This window comes from Paucibacter hankyongi, assembly GCF_037482915.1.
Taxonomy (GTDB): Bacteria; Pseudomonadota; Gammaproteobacteria; order Burkholderiales; family Burkholderiaceae_C; genus Paucibacter_A; species Paucibacter_A hankyongi.
Genome location: NZ_JBBHJX010000008.1, coordinates 136,416 through 153,860 on the forward strand (window position 1 = coordinate 136,416; position 17,445 = coordinate 153,860).

A 17,445-nucleotide genomic window follows, 5' to 3' on the forward strand; every position below is an offset into this window, starting at 1 on the left:
CCAAGAAGGGCCGCACGAAAGAGGCGCCGAAGCGACCGGATGCTAAACTGCCAAGGTTTTGCGCTCGGGCGTATCAATGGCAGAAATATAGGCGTCGGGCTCTTGCAGCCGGCCTTGCCCGCCCCACATGCACCGAGCGTTCGTAAATAGAAATTCATCGAGGGCCAAGCTCCAGGCAAATCAATCTGCCGGCAGCGACCGCCGATTCAACGGTGCCAACCTGGGTTGGCGCCTGATCCCAAGATAAAACCATCACGCTGCATGTTGCCCAAGCTTCTCACCCAGATTTTCGGTAGCCGTAATGAGCGCTTGCTTAAGGGCTATCGTCGCGTTGTCCAACAGATCAATGCGATGGAGCCTCAGTTTGAGCAGCTCGACGACGCAGCGCTGAAGGCCAAGACCGACGAATTCAAGGCGCGCGTCGCTAAAGGCGAATCGCTCGATGCGCTGCTGCCCGAGGCTTTTGCAGTCGTGCGCGAAGCTGGCAAGCGCGTCTTCAAGATGCGCCACTTTGATGTGCAGCTGATTGGTGGCATGGTCTTGCACGACGGCAAGATCCCCGAAATGGGCACCGGCGAGGGCAAGACTCTGACTGCTACATTGCCTGTCTACCTGAATGCGCTGACCGGCAAGGGCGTGCATTTGGTGACCGTCAACGACTACCTGGTGCAGCGTGATGCCGAGTGGATGTCTCAGCTCTATAACTTCCTCGGCCTGAGCGTCGGCGTGAACCTGCCGCAGATGCCGCGCGAGCAAAAGCAAGCGGCCTATGCTGCAGACGTCACCTATGGCACCAACAACGAATACGGCTTCGACTACCTTCGAGACAATATGGTTCACGATGTGGCGGACCGTGTGCAACGTCCGCTGGCTTATGCCATCGTCGACGAGGTGGACTCGATCCTGATCGACGAGGCACGAACACCGCTGATCATCTCGGGCCAAGCCGATGACCAAACCGATGTCTATCTGGCCATCAACAAGGTAGCACCGCTGCTGAAGAAGCAAATCGGAGAGTTGGACCTCCGCACCGGTGAAGGCGTGATCGAGCCGGGCGACTTCACCGTCGATGAAAAGTCGCATCAAATCTATTTGACCGAAGACGGCCACGATAACGCCGAGCGCCTGCTGGCCGAAGCGGGCTTGCTGCTGGAAGGCGCCAGCCTCTACGATGCCGCCAACATCACCTTGATGCACCATTTGTATGCCGCTTTGCGCGCGCACCATGTGTATCACCGCGATCAGCATTACGTGGTGCAAAACGGCGAGGTCACCATCGTTGACGAGTTCACCGGTCGCCTGATGACTGGCCGGCGCTGGAGCGATGGCCTGCACCAAGCGGTCGAAGCCAAGGAAGGCGTGGCGGTGCAAAGCGAGAACCAGACTCTGGCTTCGATCACTTTCCAGAACTACTTCCGTATGTACGGCAAGTTGGCCGGCATGACCGGTACCGCCGATACCGAAGCCTACGAATTCCAGGAGATCTACGGTCTGGAGACCGTGGTGATCCCGCCTAACCGTCAGCGTCAGCGCAAGGATGAGCAGGATCTGGTCTACAAGACGACCCGCGAGAAGTTCTTCGCCGTGGTGGCCGACATCAAGGAATGCCACGAGCGTGGCCAGCCGGTGCTGGTAGGTACGACCTCGATCGAAAACTCCGAATACATCTCCAAGCTGCTTGAGGCCGAGAAGCTGCCGCACGCCGTGCTGAACGCCAAGCAGCACGCCAAGGAAGCCGAGATCGTGGCGCAGGCCGGCCGCCCGGGTGTGATCACTATTGCCACCAATATGGCCGGACGCGGTACCGACATAGTGCTGGGCGGCAATGTCGAGAACCAGGTCAAGCTCTTGGAGGCCGATGCGTCCATCGCCGAAGCCGATCGCGCCGTGCGGATTCAAAAGCTGAAGGATGAATGGCAAGGCCTGCACGATGCCGTCAAGGCCGCAGGTGGATTGCGCATCATCGCCACCGAGCGTCACGAGAGTCGCCGTATCGACAACCAGTTGCGGGGTCGCGCTGGTCGTCAGGGCGACCCAGGCGCATCGCGCTTCTACTTGTCACTGGACGATCAGTTGATGCGCATCTTTGCGGGTGACCGCGTTCGCGCCATCATGGATCGCCTAAAGATGCCGGAAGGCGAGGCGATTGAGGCGGGTATTGTGTCGCGCTCGATTGAGAGCGCGCAGCGCAAGGTTGAGGCGCGCAACTTCGATGTGCGTAAGCAACTGCTCGAGTACGACGATGTGTCCAATGACCAGCGCAAGGTCATCTATCAGCAGCGCAACGACATCCTTGAAGCGCAGAGCTTGGTGGCTCAGATCGCCAATCTGCGCTCCAGCACCATGGCTGACGTGGTGCGCACTTTTGTGCCGGCCGAAAGCGTCGAAGAGCAATGGGATCTGGCTGGTTTGGAGCGCGTGTTGCGCGACGAATGGCAGCTGGAGATTTCCCTCTCTGCCTTGGTGGAGAAGAGTGACTCCATCACCGATGACGAAGTTCTTGAAGCCGTGGTCAAGGCCGCGGATGCCGCATTTGATGACAAGGTCGAGCGGGTTGGCCTTGAGCAGCTGACGCCTTTCATGCGCATGGTCTTGCTGCAAAGCATTGACCAGCACTGGCGCGAACACCTGTCTTCGCTGGACTATCTGCGCCAAGGCATCCATCTGCGCGGCTATGCGCAGAAGAACCCCAAGCAGGAATACAAGCGCGAAGCCTTTGAGTTGTTCTCGCAGCTCTTGGACGTGGTGAAGATGGAAGTCACCCGCACCTTGATGAATGTGCGTATCCAGTCGCAAGACGAGGCCGACCGTGCCGCCCAGGCCATCGAGGAGCGCGCCGAGCATGTGAGCAACGTCACCTACACGCACCCGAACGAAGACGGTTCTGTTTCTCAAGAGACCGACCCCGCCACTCAGTACGGCCATGTGGGGCGCAATGATCCCTGCCCATGCGGCAGCGGGAAGAAGTTCAAGGCTTGCCACGGTAAGCTGAGTTGATCGCTCGCTAGAGCGCTAAGGCCAAGGAAAGGCCCCGAGAGATTTCTCGGGGCCTTTTTTGTTTGACGCCTTGCAAGCCTTGCATGCGCTTCGCCGAGCGCTCTAGGTTTAGCGCTGGCGGACTAAAAGCCTGCTTTTCCCGTGCTTTTCACACGAGCGCCGGACTTTGGCACCTGCCCAGGGGGGCGACACCCAGCTTGGCCTTTCGTAGCATGCATCCCTAGATTGAACAGTCTTTGATGGCCTGCGTAAGCCGGTCCGTCAATTCAAGTTTACGAACCGGAGGGTGAGTTAGATGAACACAAAAAGAGCAGTCATTGCGATGAGCATGGCTTCGGCCTTGTTGGGTCTCGCTTCGCAAGTCCAGGCGGGCCCGATGCCGATGCCAGTGATTCAGCAACTGACCTTGGGGGCTGACGGCGCATTTGCCAATACGCAAGTCAGCAGCAAGGGGGGCGTGGAATTCAAGACTACCTTCAATACGCTCATTCTCAATAGCCCTACGCTCGTTAGCGGCAGTTTGTTCACTACCGATCTCATGGCCGTCGATGTGCTCGAGGTTTTCCTTTTCAAGCTCAACCCTAAAAAGGACGAGGTCGCGCGCTTCAACTTTGTCGAGACTCTCAGGTTTGATTGGACTAAACCGGGTAACGGCGCCGAACAGTGGAGCTTTAAGCCTCAGACTTTGAGTGCGGGGACTTGGGGTTTGCAGGCCAATGGATACGTGGAAGGGGCCAAACATGGCGCCTCGTTCTCGGGCCAGTTGAAGACCAGCAACAACGTGCCTGAGCCTGAGAGTCTTGCTTTGAGCTTGCTCGCGCTGGCAGCGATGGCTGGCCTGAGCCGCCGTCAAAAGAAGGCCTGAGCCCGTTGGGCTCACGCGGACGTTGAACATTTGAATCGGAGCCTTGCTATGTCGAAATTTTTCAAAAAGACCCTCGCTGCTGCCTCTTTGACGCTACTCGCCGGGGCCTCTTCGGCCGCCCAGGTTGATCTCCTTTTTGTTAATAACTGGGGCGAACTGACCCTAGATACCTCATACCGCAGCACGCAAGGCCAACAGTTGGACTCGGTGGGCTACTCCACCGGCGTATTGCAGTTTGAGAACCGTGCAGGTGCCAGCTTCTACGCCTATTGCGTGGAGTTGGCGCAAGACTATGCCAGCCGCCGGCGTGACTTCCAGACTTACACGGAAGGTAGCTTCGGTGCGACTGAGAACAAGCTTCTGCAAGGACTTTTCTCCACGAGTTTCAGTAACTCCTTGAATCCGGCCCAACAAGCGGCCTTTCAAACGGCGGTGTGGGAAATCACGCACGAAACTTCAGGCAACCCGCTCAGTGTGTCGGCAGGCCAAGGGGCTTTTTTCGTCAAGGGTTTGGGTGGTAGCAGCGCTGCTGACAACAGCGCCTTTATCGCTAACGTCAACGGCTATTTGGAAGCGGCGGCAGCCTATACCGGCCCTGATCTCTACACCATTACCAAGCTCAGCAATGCTGATTACCAAGACTTGCTGACGGTCACCGCAGTGCCTGAGCCCAGTAGCTTCGCGCTGATGGCGGCTGGCTTGCTGGGATTTGGTTTGATTGCACGTCGTCGCCTGAAACAATCGGTGTGAGGCTTGCGTTGATTCATCCAGCTTGCTGTTGAATCTGTACTTGCATAGAAGGGGCACCCAAGGGGTGCCCTTTTTTCTTGGTTTGACCCATCCTGATCTGCGTTGACACATTTGCCTTCAAGAAAGGGCATGTGTGATGGATACAGGCGTTAAACGAACGCAGCGCGACTACACGATGGCTTTTAAGCTGTCGGTCGTCGAGCAGGTCGAAAAGGGCGAGCTGACCTACAAACAGGCGCAAGCGAAGTACGGCATCCAGGGCCGCACGACGGTGTTGACGTGGATGCGCAAACACGGTCGCCAGGGTTGGGGTCGTGCGGCATCATTGGCGGCGATGCCGATAAACAAGACCCCCAAACCCCTGACACCGGAGCAGCAAATCAAGGCGCTGCAAGTCGAACTCGCGCAAGCGCAGGAACGAGCCAAGTTCTTCGAAGCCGTTGTGGACGTGCTGAAGAAGGATTACGGCGTGCGTGTCGTAAAAAAGCCTGCGGGCAAGTTCTCTCGCAAGACCTCGTCAAAGGGTTGAGCGTGAGCAGGGCTTGTCAATACATGGGCATGAGCCGCCAGGCGTTCTACCAGGGGCAGCAGCGAAATGCCGCGCGCGGCCAGCGCGCCGAGGTGGTGGTGAAGTTGGTCAACGAGCAGAGGCTTCGTCAGCCGCGGCTGCCCTTTATTGACGGTCAATGTGTCAACGCAGATCAGGACGGGTCACAGCAAAGAAAAAGGGCCCCCGAAGGAGCCCAATGCTTGTTTGCTTGGTGTGGCGAGGAATCAGCTTGCCTTGCGGCGACGCGCGACGAAACTGATTGCGCCCAGGCCAGCCAATAGCATGGCGTAGGTCTCGGGCTCGGGGACGGGCGAGGTGGGCACGAAGGGCTCGTAGCCGATCTCGATCGTCGAGTAGTTGTTGTTGGCGACCACATTGCCTTCCCAGTGGCCGCTGCTGGCGGCCAGGATGTCGGCCTTGGGGGCGACCAGACTGCCATGGCCGTATTGCAATTCAATGCTTTGGGCATTGACGACGTTGAACAGCAGGCGGTCTTTGAACGAGTCGAGATTGCTGCCCGCGTAGTCGCTTGCAAACTTGATGGTGCCGCTGGCTGTCAAGTTCACAACAATCCAATCCTTGGAGCCAAAGCTGTTTTTGTCCAGCGTCAGTTGCTTAAGGTTGTTGTCGCTGATGTTGAAGAAGTGCACCTGCGGTGTGGTGGACTTGGTGGCACCTGACAGCGTTATGTCCCAGTTGGTGGTGCTGATCTTGCCGGTGCTGGCTTGACTTGCAAGGCTTTGCTGGAAGCTGGTGAAGTAGTTGGCGCTGTCTGCAAACAGCTTGTTGATCGCCGCGGTGTCACCTTTGCTGAATCCCAGTGACGTGTTTCCCAGATTGCTGCCGCCGTAGATGCCGGTGCCAGTCACGGTGCCTGCCCCGACCCAATGCGCTGAATCGGGGCCGATCGACAGGTTGGTGTTGATGGACGAATCCTTGGGGCCGTTGTAAATGGCGCCGTCCTTGACGTTCACGTTGCCGCCAACCACCACCGAGGGGCCGGTGCTGCCATAGGGGTTGCGGTAGCCGACCGAAATGCTGTCGATGGTCAGGTTGCCTTTGACGGCCATACGGCCTTCAATATCCGAATGCTGCGTCACATTGCCGAAAAAGAAGCCGCTATAGGCACTGGCGGCTCCCAGGTCGAGCACGGGAACCGCTTGGGCGAGGCTTGCTCCCAGCATGGTTGCAACCAATGAAACCAATTTAATACCATTCTTGCGGCTGATCATCTTGTGCTTCACTTGAATCCCTTTTTGCCCTAAGTTTGTTGATCCTGCTTGGCCGCGAAAGCTTGTTCTTCCGCGCTGCAGCAATTCTTAGGGAATAGCGATCGCAAGGGAATACCTCGATCAAAGTGGTATCTGTTTGGTTTGTGTGAAATACACGGAAACCGAGGCTACAGAAACTGGATCAGCGGTCGAAAGGTGGGCCTTCTTTTTTGCGAGGCCAGTCTTCTGCAGGTTTTCTTGCCCCAGTTGACAGGTTCAGAGTCTGTTGGCAGAGCTGCGTAGGCGTCTGGCGCTATTTGGTCAGGATCAGCTTGCCGAGCGCTGTCACCCGGAGCCGATAGACCTGGCCGGCATGATCGATCTCAATTTCGCGCGCATCCCCTAGCAGCGTTTGACTGGGGATCCGCTTCCGGGTCAGGGGGCTCTGCGGCACAGTATGTGTCGTGCCGCCGACCGTGGCCTGCTGGGCCGCGAGCGGGCTCGACGAAAGTTCGTTGGAATTGTGCATACCCACATCTTAAATGAGAATGATTCCCGATAGCAATGGTGCTGCTGTGGATGAGCCTCGTCCTTTTGGGTGAGAGACCATGTTTGAGCATGCGAACGCTTCGCATATCGTCTGAAATTTTGCGGATTTGTTCCGGTCGCGGCTGTGTCGATTCACAATCGGCTTCGAACGACAACAAGGAGATATCCATGCAAGGCGACGCCAAGGTTCTGGAGTACCTGAATGCCCAATTGAAGGTTGAACTGACCGCCATCAACCAGTACTTCCTGCACTACCGCATGCTGAAGAGCTGGGGCTTCGAGAAGTTGGCCAAGCATGAGCATGATGAATCCATCGAAGAGATGAAGCATGCGGACAAGCTGATGGATCGCATCCTGATGCTCGAGGGCCTGCCGAATCTGCAGGATTTGGGTAAGCTCTACATCGGCGAATCCGCAGTGGAAGTGTTGCATTGCGACCTGAAGCTCGAGGCGGGCTCCCAGCCGGGTTTGAAGGAGGCCATCGCCTATTGCGAAAGCGTGCGGGACTATGTCTCTCGCGATGTGCTGGGCAGCATCTTGAAAGACACCGAAGACCATATCGACCACTTGGAAACGCAGATCGGCTTGGTCACCCAGGTGGGTGAGCAGAACTGGTTGCAATCGCAGATGGGCGATTCAGCTTCTTGATCGCTTGGTGAAGGCTTTCCGGGGCTGTAGATGTCCTGCGACGGTCTAAGGGCTTGTTGCGAACAGTATTGAGAAACATTCTCGTTTGCGATAGAGTGTGAACGTGCTCAAGAAGAGCACGTTTGCATCTGCCCGAACATGATTGTTTGTCTTTGCCGCCGAGTTTCAGATCGCGACATTCGCCGCCAGGTCGAGGGTGGTGTTCACAATTTTGATTTGCTGCAGGATGAAACCGGCGTGGCCTCGGCCTGTGGTTGCTGCCACGACTGCGCGCGTGAGGTCTTTGATGAGGCCATGCTGAAGCAATCGGTTTGTTCGGCTTGTCCTGGGGCTTGTGCAGCCCCAACGGTGAGTCCAATCGCCATTTTCGGAACTTGATGCCGCAGTTGTTCTCGCAGCGCTAGAAATGCAAATGCCCTGGTCGCAATCAGCGAGCAGGGCATTTTTGTTTGTACTTGCGCGGTGCTATTGCCGACGGCAGCAGCATCGACTTGACGCGATCAACTTCAATTGGCGAAGCGTCCTTGCAAATAGGCATTGATAGTCTTGGATTCGCTCAGCCACTGTGACTGACCATTTGCATCGCGGATCCGCAAGCAAGGGACTTTGCTCGCGCCTGTGGCCTGCAGCAGCTCCGCGCGGTGTTGCGCATCGTGTTGTGCGTCCATCAATGCGATAGGCAAAGACAAACGATGGATTTCTTGCCTGACCTTGATGCAAAAAGGGCAAGTCTTGAATTGATACAAGGCTAGGTCTTCGCACTCGCGATCAATACGGGCTTGTTCTGCGGGCTGACGTTGCAGGCCCTGAGGGCGCGTCAGGCGCTCTTTCAAAAGCATCACGGGGCCAAGCAGCAGGCGCAGCGTGCGAAAGAACAATCGAATGAGTGGCTTCATGGGTCAACGGGGGTAGGCTAGGTGGCTGGCGCCATGAAAAAAGCCCCGATGCTTGCGCATCAGGGCTTCTTCATTTGGCTCCTCGACCTGGGCTCGAACCAGGGACCTACGGATTAACAGTCCGGCGCTCTACCGACTGAGCTATCGAGGAATTATTCGGTGTGCATGGCTCTTCTCAAAAGAGTAGGCCTACATAAAAAGGGAAAAGCCGCTTGACCTTGCGATCAAGCGGCTTTCGCTTTTTTCTGTGGCTCCTCGACCTGGGCTCGAACCAGGGACCTACGGATTAACAGTCCGGCGCTCTACCGACTGAGCTATCGAGGAACAGAGCCTCGCATTATAGACCGGATTTTGCGAGTCTTACAAGCTAATTTCCAAACTTGCTCTGAAAGTTCTTGGCGCCATCGGATACAGATAGACATGGTCGAACTGGAAGGGCGATTCTTTCCAAGCGCGTTTGTTTGTCAGGTTGTCCACGCCGACGCGCCAGATCAGCAATTGCCGGCCCAGGTTTTGGTCAAAACGAGCGCCGGCATCCAGCCGTGTCCAGCCGGGAATGCTGATGCTGTTGTCCGGCAAGACGGCGCGCGGGCCTTCATAGCTCAGTCCGGCTTGCAATTGCAGGCCGGGCAGGGCGGCGATGCTTTGGCGGCCCTGCAGGCGCAGCGTAGTCTCTGGCACGTTCTCGGGCTTGAGTCCGTTGAGGCTGCCTTCCGCGCTGCCGGTGCGGCGCGCCTTCAGCTTCATGGCGCTGGCGATCACGCCGCCGCTGCCCCATTTCAAATCGGCCTGGGCCTCCAGACCTTGGTGATGGGCTTGGCCATCAGCTTGCCGCACGCAACTGCCCGGCTTGCTGTCCGAGCATTCGCCGATGTCGCGCCACTTGGGGCGGTTCACGTCAAACCAGTTGACTGACCAGTCCACCGTGTTGGAGCCGGCCTTCAAGCCAATCTCATACTGCTGGCTCTTTAGCGCGTTCAAGGCGCGGCCGGCTTGATCGCCATAGCGCTTTCGGTTGGGTGTTACCTCAGATTCCATGCCTTCGCCCCAGCTGGCATAGGCCATCAGTTGCGGGCTCAGGGCATAGCTCAGGCCCAACCAAGGCGTTGTGAGGTTTTGGCTGTAGCTGGTGGCGCGGGAGCCGTTGGTGCGCACACTTTCGCGCTTCAGATGGGTGGCACGCAGGCCCACCCACGCTTGCCATTCGCTGCTGAGTTGGATGGCATCGCGCAGATACAACTCGGTGCTGCTCTCGTCGCGATTGGTGTTCTCGTCGGTCAGGCTGGGGTCGGCTGTGGTGATCGATTTGCCATCGATCGCGCCCGTGCCGGCCCAGTTGTACGCCTGCTTTTGAAAACGGCTGTTGAAGCGGGTGAACAAGACGCCGGTGCTGATCTGATGCTGCAGGCTGCCCGTTGCAAACTTGCCGGCCAGCGAAAGATCCAGGGCGTCGCTGTTGCGGCGCTCGTTCTCGCTGCGGAAGTCGTACATATCAAACGTGCCATCCGGGCAGTAACGGTCGGCGTAGTAACTGCCGTCGGCCGCGGTGCAGCCATAGGCATAGGCCAAGCGGTCATCGGTCTTCAGGCGCTGAATGCCCAGGTGCGCTTGCGCGCGCCAGTCGGCGCTCAGCTTTTGCTGCAGTCGGATCGAGGCGTGGGTGTTGTCGAACACCACCGGCTGCGACCAAGGCTGGTTGTTCAGGTTGATGCGTGGATCAATCGCCTTGGCATCGGGCAGCTTGTTGCCCAAGAGGCTGAAGCCCGGCTGGCTGGGCTGGCGCTGCTTGTTCCACTCGAACTCAGTCTCTATCAAGGTGTCCGGGCTGAGGCGCCAATCACCGGCCACGGCCAGCAGGTAACGCTGACCTTCAGCGTCACGTAATTCGGGCTTCATTTGGCTAGCACCTGCGTTGACGCGCAGGCCAAAAGCTTCACCGGCTCCAAATCGTTGACTCCAATCCAGTGCGGCTTCGGTCGTGCCGCGCTCGCTAAGACCTAAGCTGACCGAGGTCAGATTTGTCGTGGGGCGCTTCACCACGGTGTTGACCAAACCGCCCGGCGAACTGGTGCCGGCTTGAATGCCGCTGGTGCCTTTCAGCACTTCGATGCTGCTCTTGTTACCCAGGCTGATGGCGGTTTCGGCGTTGATGGGCAGGCCGTCGCGGCGGTAGTTGAAGCGGTTGTCCAGATCGAAGCCACGGATCTTCAGATAAGACACATAGCCGGTCGAGTTGTAGGCATCGCTCAGGCTGGCGTCCAAGCTGGTGATGGCCGCCAGCGAGTGCAGGCCCAGGTCCTGCAGTCGTTCGCTGTTCAGGATATTGGCTTGCATGGGCAGTTTGGCGATCGGCGTTTCGCCGAAGCCGCCGACCAAGACCGGCGTGTCGGCCGAACGGCCACTGACCGAAACCGTGGGCAGGGTTTGCGCGGCGGCGCTGATGCTGCAGAGCAGGCCAGCGGCGCTGGCGAGTAAAGAGAGTTTCTTGGTAGGAACGTAGGTGGTCATCGTGGTTCAAGGCGATGACAGGGCTGCAAACAGCAAGGCCGAAACGTCAGGAGAAAGAGATCCAAAAATGACGTGGCCGATGAAGGCTTGCTTCCCTGCGCGAGCATTACCTCGGGACCGGACGGGCAATGACTCGCATTGCGCCGCTCGGCCTCAATCAGGTTCAAAGGGACTTTCTCAGCCGAACGGGTTTCCCCAATCCAGCACCCCTAGCGAATGCGGCAGATCCTTGGATCTGCCGCGCTTGGCATTGTATCGGCTCGGCCAATGAAAACAGCCCGCGGGCAGCGGGCTGTAAGGGCATTGCCGGGCGCGCAAGCGCCGGGATTTGCGATCAGTCAAACACGGGTGATTCCACGCCCAGCACCTTGTGCAGCTTGGGGCTGGTCGTGGTGTATTGCAAATGGACGCGCTTTTCCGGGTTGATGTAAGGCATGGCGCCGAAGGCGGCCAAGGCGCATTCATGGAAGCCCGACAGGATCAGCTTCTTCTTGCCCGGATAGGTGTTCACATCGCCCACGGCGAAGATGCCGGGCACGCTGGTCTGGAACTTTTCGGTGTCGACCACGATTTGCTTGCGCTCGAGGTCCAGGCCCCATTCGGCGATCGGGCCCAGCTTGGGGCTCAGACCGAAGAACACCAGCAGCTGTTCGCAAGGCATCACGCGAGTGACGCCGTCACCGCCGGTCACCTTGATGTCGGTCAGCACACCGTCTGATTCGACGATGTCGGTCACCTGGCCGACCATGAACTGCATCTCGTAGGCGTCGCAGAGCTCGCGCATCTTGGCCACGCTGGCCGGTGCGGCCTTGAAGCCATCACGACGGTGCAAGAGGATCACGCTTTCGGCCTTGTTGGCGCTGCCGTCGGCATTGCCGGCGCAGAAGTTCAAGGCCCAGTCCAGCGCCGAGTCACCGCCGCCGACGATCACCAGATTCTTGCCGGCAAACTTTTCGGGGTTGCGTACACGGTAGTGCAGCTGCGTACCTTCGTACTTCTCGATACCGTCGACCTTCAGCGTACGCGGCTGGAAAGAGCCCACGCCGCCGGCGATGAAGATGGTCTTGGTCAGGAACTGGGTGCCCTTGGAGGTCTCGACGAAGAAGCGGCCATCTTCCTGCTTGAGGACGGTGGTGACTTCTTGGCCCAGATGGAAGGTTGCGCCGAACGGTTCGATCTGCTTGAGCAGGTTGTCGGTCAGTTCCTTGCCGGTGCAGATCGGCACGGCCGGGATGTCGTAGATCGGCTTGTCCGGATACAGCTCAATGCACTGACCGCCAGGGTAGGCGAGCGAATCAATGATGTGGGCTTTGACTTCGAGCAAGCCGAGCTCGAACACCTGGAACAGGCCGACCGGACCGGCGCCGACGATGACGGCATCGGTTTCAATCGCGTCGGGTCCGGGGACGGGTAGGGCGCCGGCCGGCGTGGCAATCTCTGCGTTCAATTGATCTTCCATTCTCTTTCGGGCCTAGGCGCTTTCGAGCCCAAGCGTCACTTCAATAATCCAGCACTTCAGCGGATCAGCTGATCGAGCTTGTCGGTGCGGTCTTTCCACTCGTCAGCGTCGGGCAGGGCTGCCTTGCGCTTGGTGATGCTGGGCCACTTCTTGGCCAAGTCAGCGTTCAGCTTGATCATGTGCTGCATATTCCCGGGCACATCTTCTTCCGGCACGATCGCATTGACCGGGCACTCGGGGATGCAAACGGCGCAGTCGATGCACTCATCGGGGTCAATGGTCAGGAAGTTCTGGCCTTCGCGGAAGCAATCGACGGGGCAGACATCGACGCAGTCGGTGTACTTGCAGCGGATGCAGTTTTCGAGGACGACGTGGGTCATGGTGCAACTCTGTTGTTGTTGGGGCTGAATCGCCTCGTTTTACGCGGGTGCGCAAAATATCGGCAAAAAGCGGATTTTAATCGTTCAAGCTCTCTAAACGGGTTTGATGCGAAGCAAGACCCGTGGCAATGCTGGAAATAGTTGGCTGGGCGTCGCTTCGTGGCTGCAGCGGCTGTACCGGTTTGGCTCCCGCGCCAACGGTCACCACGGTCGGGCGGCCCTTGTGCAGCAGCGACGCGGCGGCCAAGCCGTCGACGCGATGCTCGCTGCACAAGGCATCGACGCAACCGGCCTTGGAGACCACGCTGACGGCCGTGTCGGCCGGCCAACCGGCCTCGCTCAGCTTGCGGGCCAGGGCGCCCAGTTGACGACCGGCCATGTAAAACACTTCCGTATCGGCCGAGCGAGCTGCGTGCAACTCGCCCACTTGCGTCATGGCGGTGGTCAGGCTGACGCTGCGGCCAACACCGCGGCGCGTCAGCGGGCGCTGCGTCTGCGCGGCCGCGGCGATCGCCGCCGTCACGCCCGGTACCACTTCGCTGGCAATGCCGGCCTCGGCCAGCGCCTGCAATTCTTCTTCCAGTCGGCCGAAGATGCTGGCGTCGCCGCCCTTCAAGCGCACCACCACAGCATGGTTTTGCGCCTGTTTGACCAGGGCTGCGTTGATGGCGGTTTGTTCGGTCGACCGGCAAAAACCGCGTTTGCCCACGTCGAGCCAAAGCGCATGTGGGGCCAGTTCGCGCAGCGCCGGGTCGGTCAAGGCATCGAACAGCACCACGTCGGCGGAGGCCAGGGCGCGGGCACCGCGGACGGTGATCAGATCGGCTGCGCCCGGACCGGCGCTGACGAAGACAACGCGGCTCATGATCAGCTCGCCTGCTCCGTCGCGGCGCGCACCAGCAAGGCGCCGCTGGTGCGGTTGCTGGTTGGGTCGACCACGATCAAGGCGCCGCCGATGCGGTTGACCGCATAGGGCTCCACCGGCAGCGCGCTTTGCGTTTCGATGCGCACATGGCCGATTTCATTGACCTGCAGGGCCTCGGCGTCTTGCTCGGCCAGGCTGTGGATGTCCAGGCGGTGCTCAATCGCGCTGATGCGGGCCTGTACCCAGCGATTGCCGTGGCGCAGCCAATATTTGCGGCCGGGCACGGCGGGTTCGGTGTCCAGCCAAGCCAAGGTGGCTTCAAAGGATTGGGTCGAGGTGGCCGAACCAGGGGTGACGATCCAGTCGCCGCGCGAGACGTCGAGCTGGCGGTCCAGCACCACGCCGGCCGATTCGCCGGCCACGCAATGCGCGACCGTTTCACCTGCGCGGCGCACTTCGGCCACGATGGCGGTCTGGCCGCTGGGCAGAATCTGCACTGGGTCGCCAGCCTTCACTTGGCCATGGGCAATACGACCCCACAGCGCGCGCGGCTGATAACCCGTGCCTTCGCCTTGCTCGCCGGAGTCGCGGGCCACGTATTGCACCGGGATCGAGAGCTGGCCTTCCACCTTTTCTTGCACGCCCGGCAGGCCTTCCAAAACCTGCAGCAGCGAAGGACCTTGGTACCAAGTGGCCCATTCGCCGTCCAGCGGCTGGGTGACGTTGTCGCCTCGCAGTGCCGACACCGGCACGATGGCGGTCACCGCGATGCCGGCCTGTTCGGCGAAGGCTCGCAGCGCCTTGCTCACCGCGGCAAAGGCTGGGCCGGGTTGCGCCAGCGCATCCAGCTTGTTGACGGCAAAGACGATGCTGGGCACGCGCAGCAAATGCGCTAACAGGCTGTGTCGACGGGTTTGCGGCAGCAGCACCACTTCGTCCACCGAGGTGTCCAGCTTGGTGATGTCCACCAGCACCACGGCGGCATCGCTGCCGGCAGCGGCGGTCACCATATTGCGGGTGTACTGCTCATGGCCGGGCGCGTCGGCAATGATGAATTTGCGCGTCTTGGTGGCGAAATAGCGGTAGGCCACATCGATGGTGATGCCTTGCTCGCGTTCGGCCTCCAGGCCGTCGGTCAACAGGCTCAGGTCGATGGGTTGACCGGCGGCACGCTTTTCCAGCGTGTCGAGTTGGTCGGCCAGGATGGCGCGGCTGTCGAACAGCAGGCGGCCGATCAAGGTGCTCTTGCCATCGTCCACGCTGCCTGCGGTCAGGAAGCGCAGCGCGCGATGGTGGGTGTCCACGTCTTGGTCTTGGACGATGTTTTCAGCAACTGCGTTCATGATCAGAAATACCCTTCCTTCTTGCGGCGCTCCATTGAGGCCTCTGAAGTTCTATCGTCCATGCGGGTGGCGCCGCGCTCGCTCACGGTCACGGTCAGCGTCTCGGCCACGATGTCGGCGGCCGAAGCGGCCGTGCTTTCCACCGGGCAGGTGCAGGTCATGTCGCCGACGGTGCGGAAACGCACGGTGGCGGTTTCCACCGTCTCGCCAGCCTCCGGCGGGGTCACCTCGGTCAGCGGCACCAGCAGACCCTTGCGACGGATCACCTGACGCTCATGCTTGTAGTACAGGCTGGGCAGAGGGATGTTCTCGCGGGCCAGGTACAGCCAGACATCCAGCTCGGTCCAGTTGCTGATCGGGAAGGCGCGGAAATGCTCGCCCGGGCGGATGCGGGTGTTGAACAGATTCCACAGCTCAGGGCGCTGCTCCTTGGGCTGCCATTGGCCGAAGCTGTCTCGGTGGCTGAAGATGCGTTCCTTGGCGCGGGCCTTTTCTTCGTCGCGACGGGCGCCGCCGATCAGCACGTCAAAGCGGTGCTCTTCAATCGCTTCCAGCAAGGTCACGGTCTGGTGGCCGTTGCGCGATTCCAGCGGGTGGGCCAGACGCACAGTCCCTTTTTTGATCGACTCGTCCATGTGCGCGACGATCAGGCGCTCGCCCATCTCGGCCACGCGTTTTTCGCGGAACTCGATCACTTCAGGGAAGTTGTGACCGGTGTCCACATGCACCAGCGGGAAGGGCAGCTTGCCCTTGAATTCATTGCCAGCGATGCGTTGTTTGAAGGCCTTCTCGGCTAGGCGCAGCACCACGCAAGAATCCTTGCCGCTGGAGAACAGCAGGCCCGGGCGCTCGAATGCAGCGGCCACTTCGCGCAGGATGAAGATGGCCTCTTCTTCCAAGTGGTCTAGATGGCGCTGGTCCACCGTGGCGGCCAGTGCTTGCAGATTGACGGGGGCGTTCATGCCGTGGCTCCTGACTTCAATTCTTCGTTCGAATGGGCCTTGTGCAAGCCACATTCCTTGGCGTTTTCGTCTTGGCTGCGGCCGGCCGCTTGCGCGTCCTTAACTTCGGCTTTGCCGAAGTTAGCCTGCGCCGAAACGTCGCTGCCAAGTTCCTCACTTTGTGCGGAATCGGCTGGCGCCGACGAGTGCGTCTTGTGCAAGCCGCACTCCTTGGCATCGTCGTTTTCCCACCACCAACGGCCGGCGCGGAAGTCCTCGCCGACGGCAATGGCGCGGGTGCAGGGTGCGCAGCCGATGCTGGGCATGAACTGGTCATGCAGCGCGTTGAAAGGCACCTTGTAGGTGGCGATGTAATGCCAAACATCGGCCCAACTCCACTCGGCCAGCGCATTGATCTTGCTGCGGCCGTTGTTGTCCAACTCGGTGAAGGGCACATCGGCGCGGTTGCTCGATTGCTCGCGGCGCAGGCCGGTGATCCAGCCGGTGCGGCCGTCCAGCATGCGGCCGAGCGGCTCCAGCTTGCGGATGCCGCAGCATTCCTTGCGCAGGGCCAGGCTCTCGTACATGGCGCGCTCGCCGCGCACCCGCACGAAGTTGATCACGGCGTCATGCACGGGGCTGAAGACTTCGACCCTCAGTCCGTACTGGGCTTCGATCTGCGGCAGCAGGGCGAGGGTTTCGGCATGCAAGCGGCCGGTGTCCAGCGTGGCGATGGCAATCGGCAGCTTGTGGCGGGCGATCAGGTCGGTGATCACCATGTCTTCGGCGCCCAGGCTGCTGGATTGCACCAGGCCGGCGCCATGGGCATACACGGCGTCCTGCAGGATTTCGACCGTCTTGGCCAGACGTTCGGCAAAGCCGGCGGTCTCGCGGGCATAGAGCTGGATGGCCGAGGCCGAAGCGGCGGCTGCCGCGCCGGGCAGCACCGACACTTCGGGCAAGCTGGAGACTTCTCCGCTCATGCTGCACCTCGGGCAAAGACCGGCTGCGTAGCGTCCACATCGCCCTGGTAATGGGCGGGGAAAAAGCCCAGAGCGCGCTCTGCGGCGGCCTTTGATTGGTCGGCGCGCAGCTGCACCGCGTCGAAGCCGGTGCGGGCCAGCAGCGGCAGCATGTCAACCAAGACCTCGCCGGTGGCGCGGATCTCGCCGGCAAAGCGGTAGCGCGAACGCAAGAGGCGGGCCTGGCTGTAGGCGCGGCCATCCACCCACTTGGGGAAGCGCAGCACGACCAGGCTCAAGCGCGGCAGATCGGCGGCCAGGTCTTCAACCGCAAAGTCATTCGGCAACTCGACGGCAGTGGCCAAACCAGCTGGCCAGTGGTCACGGACTGCGTGCCACTGTTCAATCGTCAGCAGCAGATTTGGGGCCGGATCGGGATGAGGCATCGGGCCGTCTTCGCCGACCACGTGATGCCATTGCTGATGGTGGGTGTCAATAAACTTCATGATGTCGGGGCCTGA

At 59.9% G+C, this 17,445-nt stretch carries 15 protein-coding genes, 2 tRNA genes and 2 pseudogenes; 6 read left to right on the plus strand and 13 right to left on the minus strand.

The features are described 5' to 3' along the window. Positions 1–261: 261 nt before the first annotated feature. The 4 genes and pseudogenes from secA to WG899_RS13665 form a co-directional block, all read left to right on the plus strand. Positions 262–2,997, plus strand: a complete 2,736-nt coding sequence (secA, locus tag WG899_RS13650) for a preprotein translocase subunit SecA (protein ID WP_339596202.1) — start codon at positions 262–264, stop codon at positions 2,995–2,997. Between the two features lie 322 nt (positions 2,998–3,319). Continuing rightward, complete coding sequence (locus tag WG899_RS13655; protein WP_339596203.1) at positions 3,320–3,862, plus strand: FxDxF family PEP-CTERM protein; 543 nt, start codon at positions 3,320–3,322, stop codon at positions 3,860–3,862. 48 nt (positions 3,863–3,910) lie between these two features. After that, a complete protein-coding gene (locus WG899_RS13660; protein WP_339596204.1) occupies positions 3,911–4,612 on the plus strand; it encodes a PEP-CTERM sorting domain-containing protein in 702 nt (233 codons plus the stop codon). Between the two features lie 136 nt (positions 4,613–4,748). Continuing rightward, positions 4,749–5,281: pseudogene (locus tag WG899_RS13665) on the plus strand (helix-turn-helix domain-containing protein); the annotation flags it as partial. Positions 5,282–5,386: 105 nt separating this feature from the next. Here the strand turns inward: WG899_RS13665 and WG899_RS13670 are convergent. Further along, the gene (locus tag WG899_RS13670) at positions 5,387–6,478 is read right to left on the minus strand and encodes a collagen-binding domain-containing protein (RefSeq protein ID WP_339596205.1); all 1,092 of its coding nucleotides are present in this window, start codon (positions 6,476–6,478) and stop codon (positions 5,387–5,389) included. Positions 6,479–6,686: 208 nt separating this feature from the next. After that, positions 6,687–6,902, minus strand: a complete 216-nt coding sequence (hemP, locus tag WG899_RS13675) for a hemin uptake protein HemP (protein WP_339596206.1) — start codon at positions 6,900–6,902, stop codon at positions 6,687–6,689. Positions 6,903–7,090: 188 nt separating this feature from the next. Here hemP and bfr point away from each other — a divergent pair, with 188 nt between their 5' ends. Together bfr and WG899_RS13685 are read left to right on the plus strand one after the other, a co-directional pair. Continuing rightward, entirely contained in the window at positions 7,091–7,570 is a 480-nt protein-coding gene (bfr, locus tag WG899_RS13680) for a bacterioferritin (protein ID WP_339596207.1), read from the plus strand. A 138-nt stretch (positions 7,571–7,708) separates the two neighbouring features. Beyond that, on the plus strand, positions 7,709–7,948 hold the full coding sequence (locus WG899_RS13685; protein ID WP_339596208.1) for a (2Fe-2S)-binding protein: 240 nt from the start codon (positions 7,709–7,711) through the stop codon (positions 7,946–7,948). A 128-nt stretch (positions 7,949–8,076) separates the two neighbouring features. Here WG899_RS13685 and WG899_RS13690 read toward each other — a convergent pair whose 3' ends face one another. The 11 genes and pseudogenes from WG899_RS13690 to WG899_RS13740 form a co-directional block, all read right to left on the minus strand. Beyond that, positions 8,077–8,466, minus strand: a complete 390-nt coding sequence (locus WG899_RS13690) for a glutaredoxin family protein (RefSeq protein ID WP_339596209.1) — start codon at positions 8,464–8,466, stop codon at positions 8,077–8,079. A gap of 75 nt (positions 8,467–8,541) precedes the next feature. Continuing rightward, positions 8,542–8,617 (minus strand) — tRNA-Asn (locus tag WG899_RS13695). A 97-nt stretch (positions 8,618–8,714) separates the two neighbouring features. After that, positions 8,715–8,790 (minus strand) — tRNA-Asn (locus WG899_RS13700). A 36-nt stretch (positions 8,791–8,826) separates the two neighbouring features. Beyond that, positions 8,827–10,974: a TonB-dependent siderophore receptor gene (locus WG899_RS13705; protein WP_339596210.1), complete on the minus strand. Its 2,148-nt coding sequence runs from the start codon at positions 10,972–10,974 to the stop codon at positions 8,827–8,829. A 334-nt stretch (positions 10,975–11,308) separates the two neighbouring features. Continuing rightward, positions 11,309–12,433, minus strand: a complete 1,125-nt coding sequence (locus WG899_RS13710) for an NAD(P)/FAD-dependent oxidoreductase (protein WP_444718849.1) — start codon at positions 12,431–12,433, stop codon at positions 11,309–11,311. A gap of 56 nt (positions 12,434–12,489) precedes the next feature. After that, positions 12,490–12,813, minus strand: coding sequence for a ferredoxin FdxA (gene fdxA, locus WG899_RS13715; protein WP_263537276.1), 324 nt, complete (start codon positions 12,811–12,813; stop codon positions 12,490–12,492). 76 nt (positions 12,814–12,889) lie between these two features. Next, on the minus strand, positions 12,890–13,678 hold the full coding sequence (gene cobA, locus WG899_RS13720; RefSeq protein WP_339596212.1) for a uroporphyrinogen-III C-methyltransferase: 789 nt from the start codon (positions 13,676–13,678) through the stop codon (positions 12,890–12,892). A gap of 2 nt (positions 13,679–13,680) precedes the next feature. Beyond that, positions 13,681–15,021 (minus strand): sulfate adenylyltransferase subunit 1, encoded by a 1,341-nt coding sequence (locus WG899_RS13725; protein ID WP_339596213.1) that lies wholly within the window; start codon positions 15,019–15,021, stop codon positions 13,681–13,683. A gap of 2 nt (positions 15,022–15,023) precedes the next feature. After that, positions 15,024–15,983: a sulfate adenylyltransferase subunit CysD gene (cysD, locus tag WG899_RS13730; RefSeq protein ID WP_339596214.1), complete on the minus strand. Its 960-nt coding sequence runs from the start codon at positions 15,981–15,983 to the stop codon at positions 15,024–15,026. Between the two features lie 185 nt (positions 15,984–16,168). Then, positions 16,169–16,945, minus strand: a pseudogene (locus WG899_RS13735) (phosphoadenylyl-sulfate reductase); the annotation flags it as partial. Then, positions 16,942–17,430 carry a DUF934 domain-containing protein gene (locus WG899_RS13740; RefSeq protein WP_339596215.1) on the minus strand — a complete coding sequence of 163 codons (489 nt, stop codon included), beginning with the start codon at positions 17,428–17,430 and terminating at the stop codon, positions 16,942–16,944. The pseudogene WG899_RS13735 and the gene WG899_RS13740, both read right to left, overlap by 4 nt. Positions 17,431–17,445 lie beyond the last annotated feature (15 nt).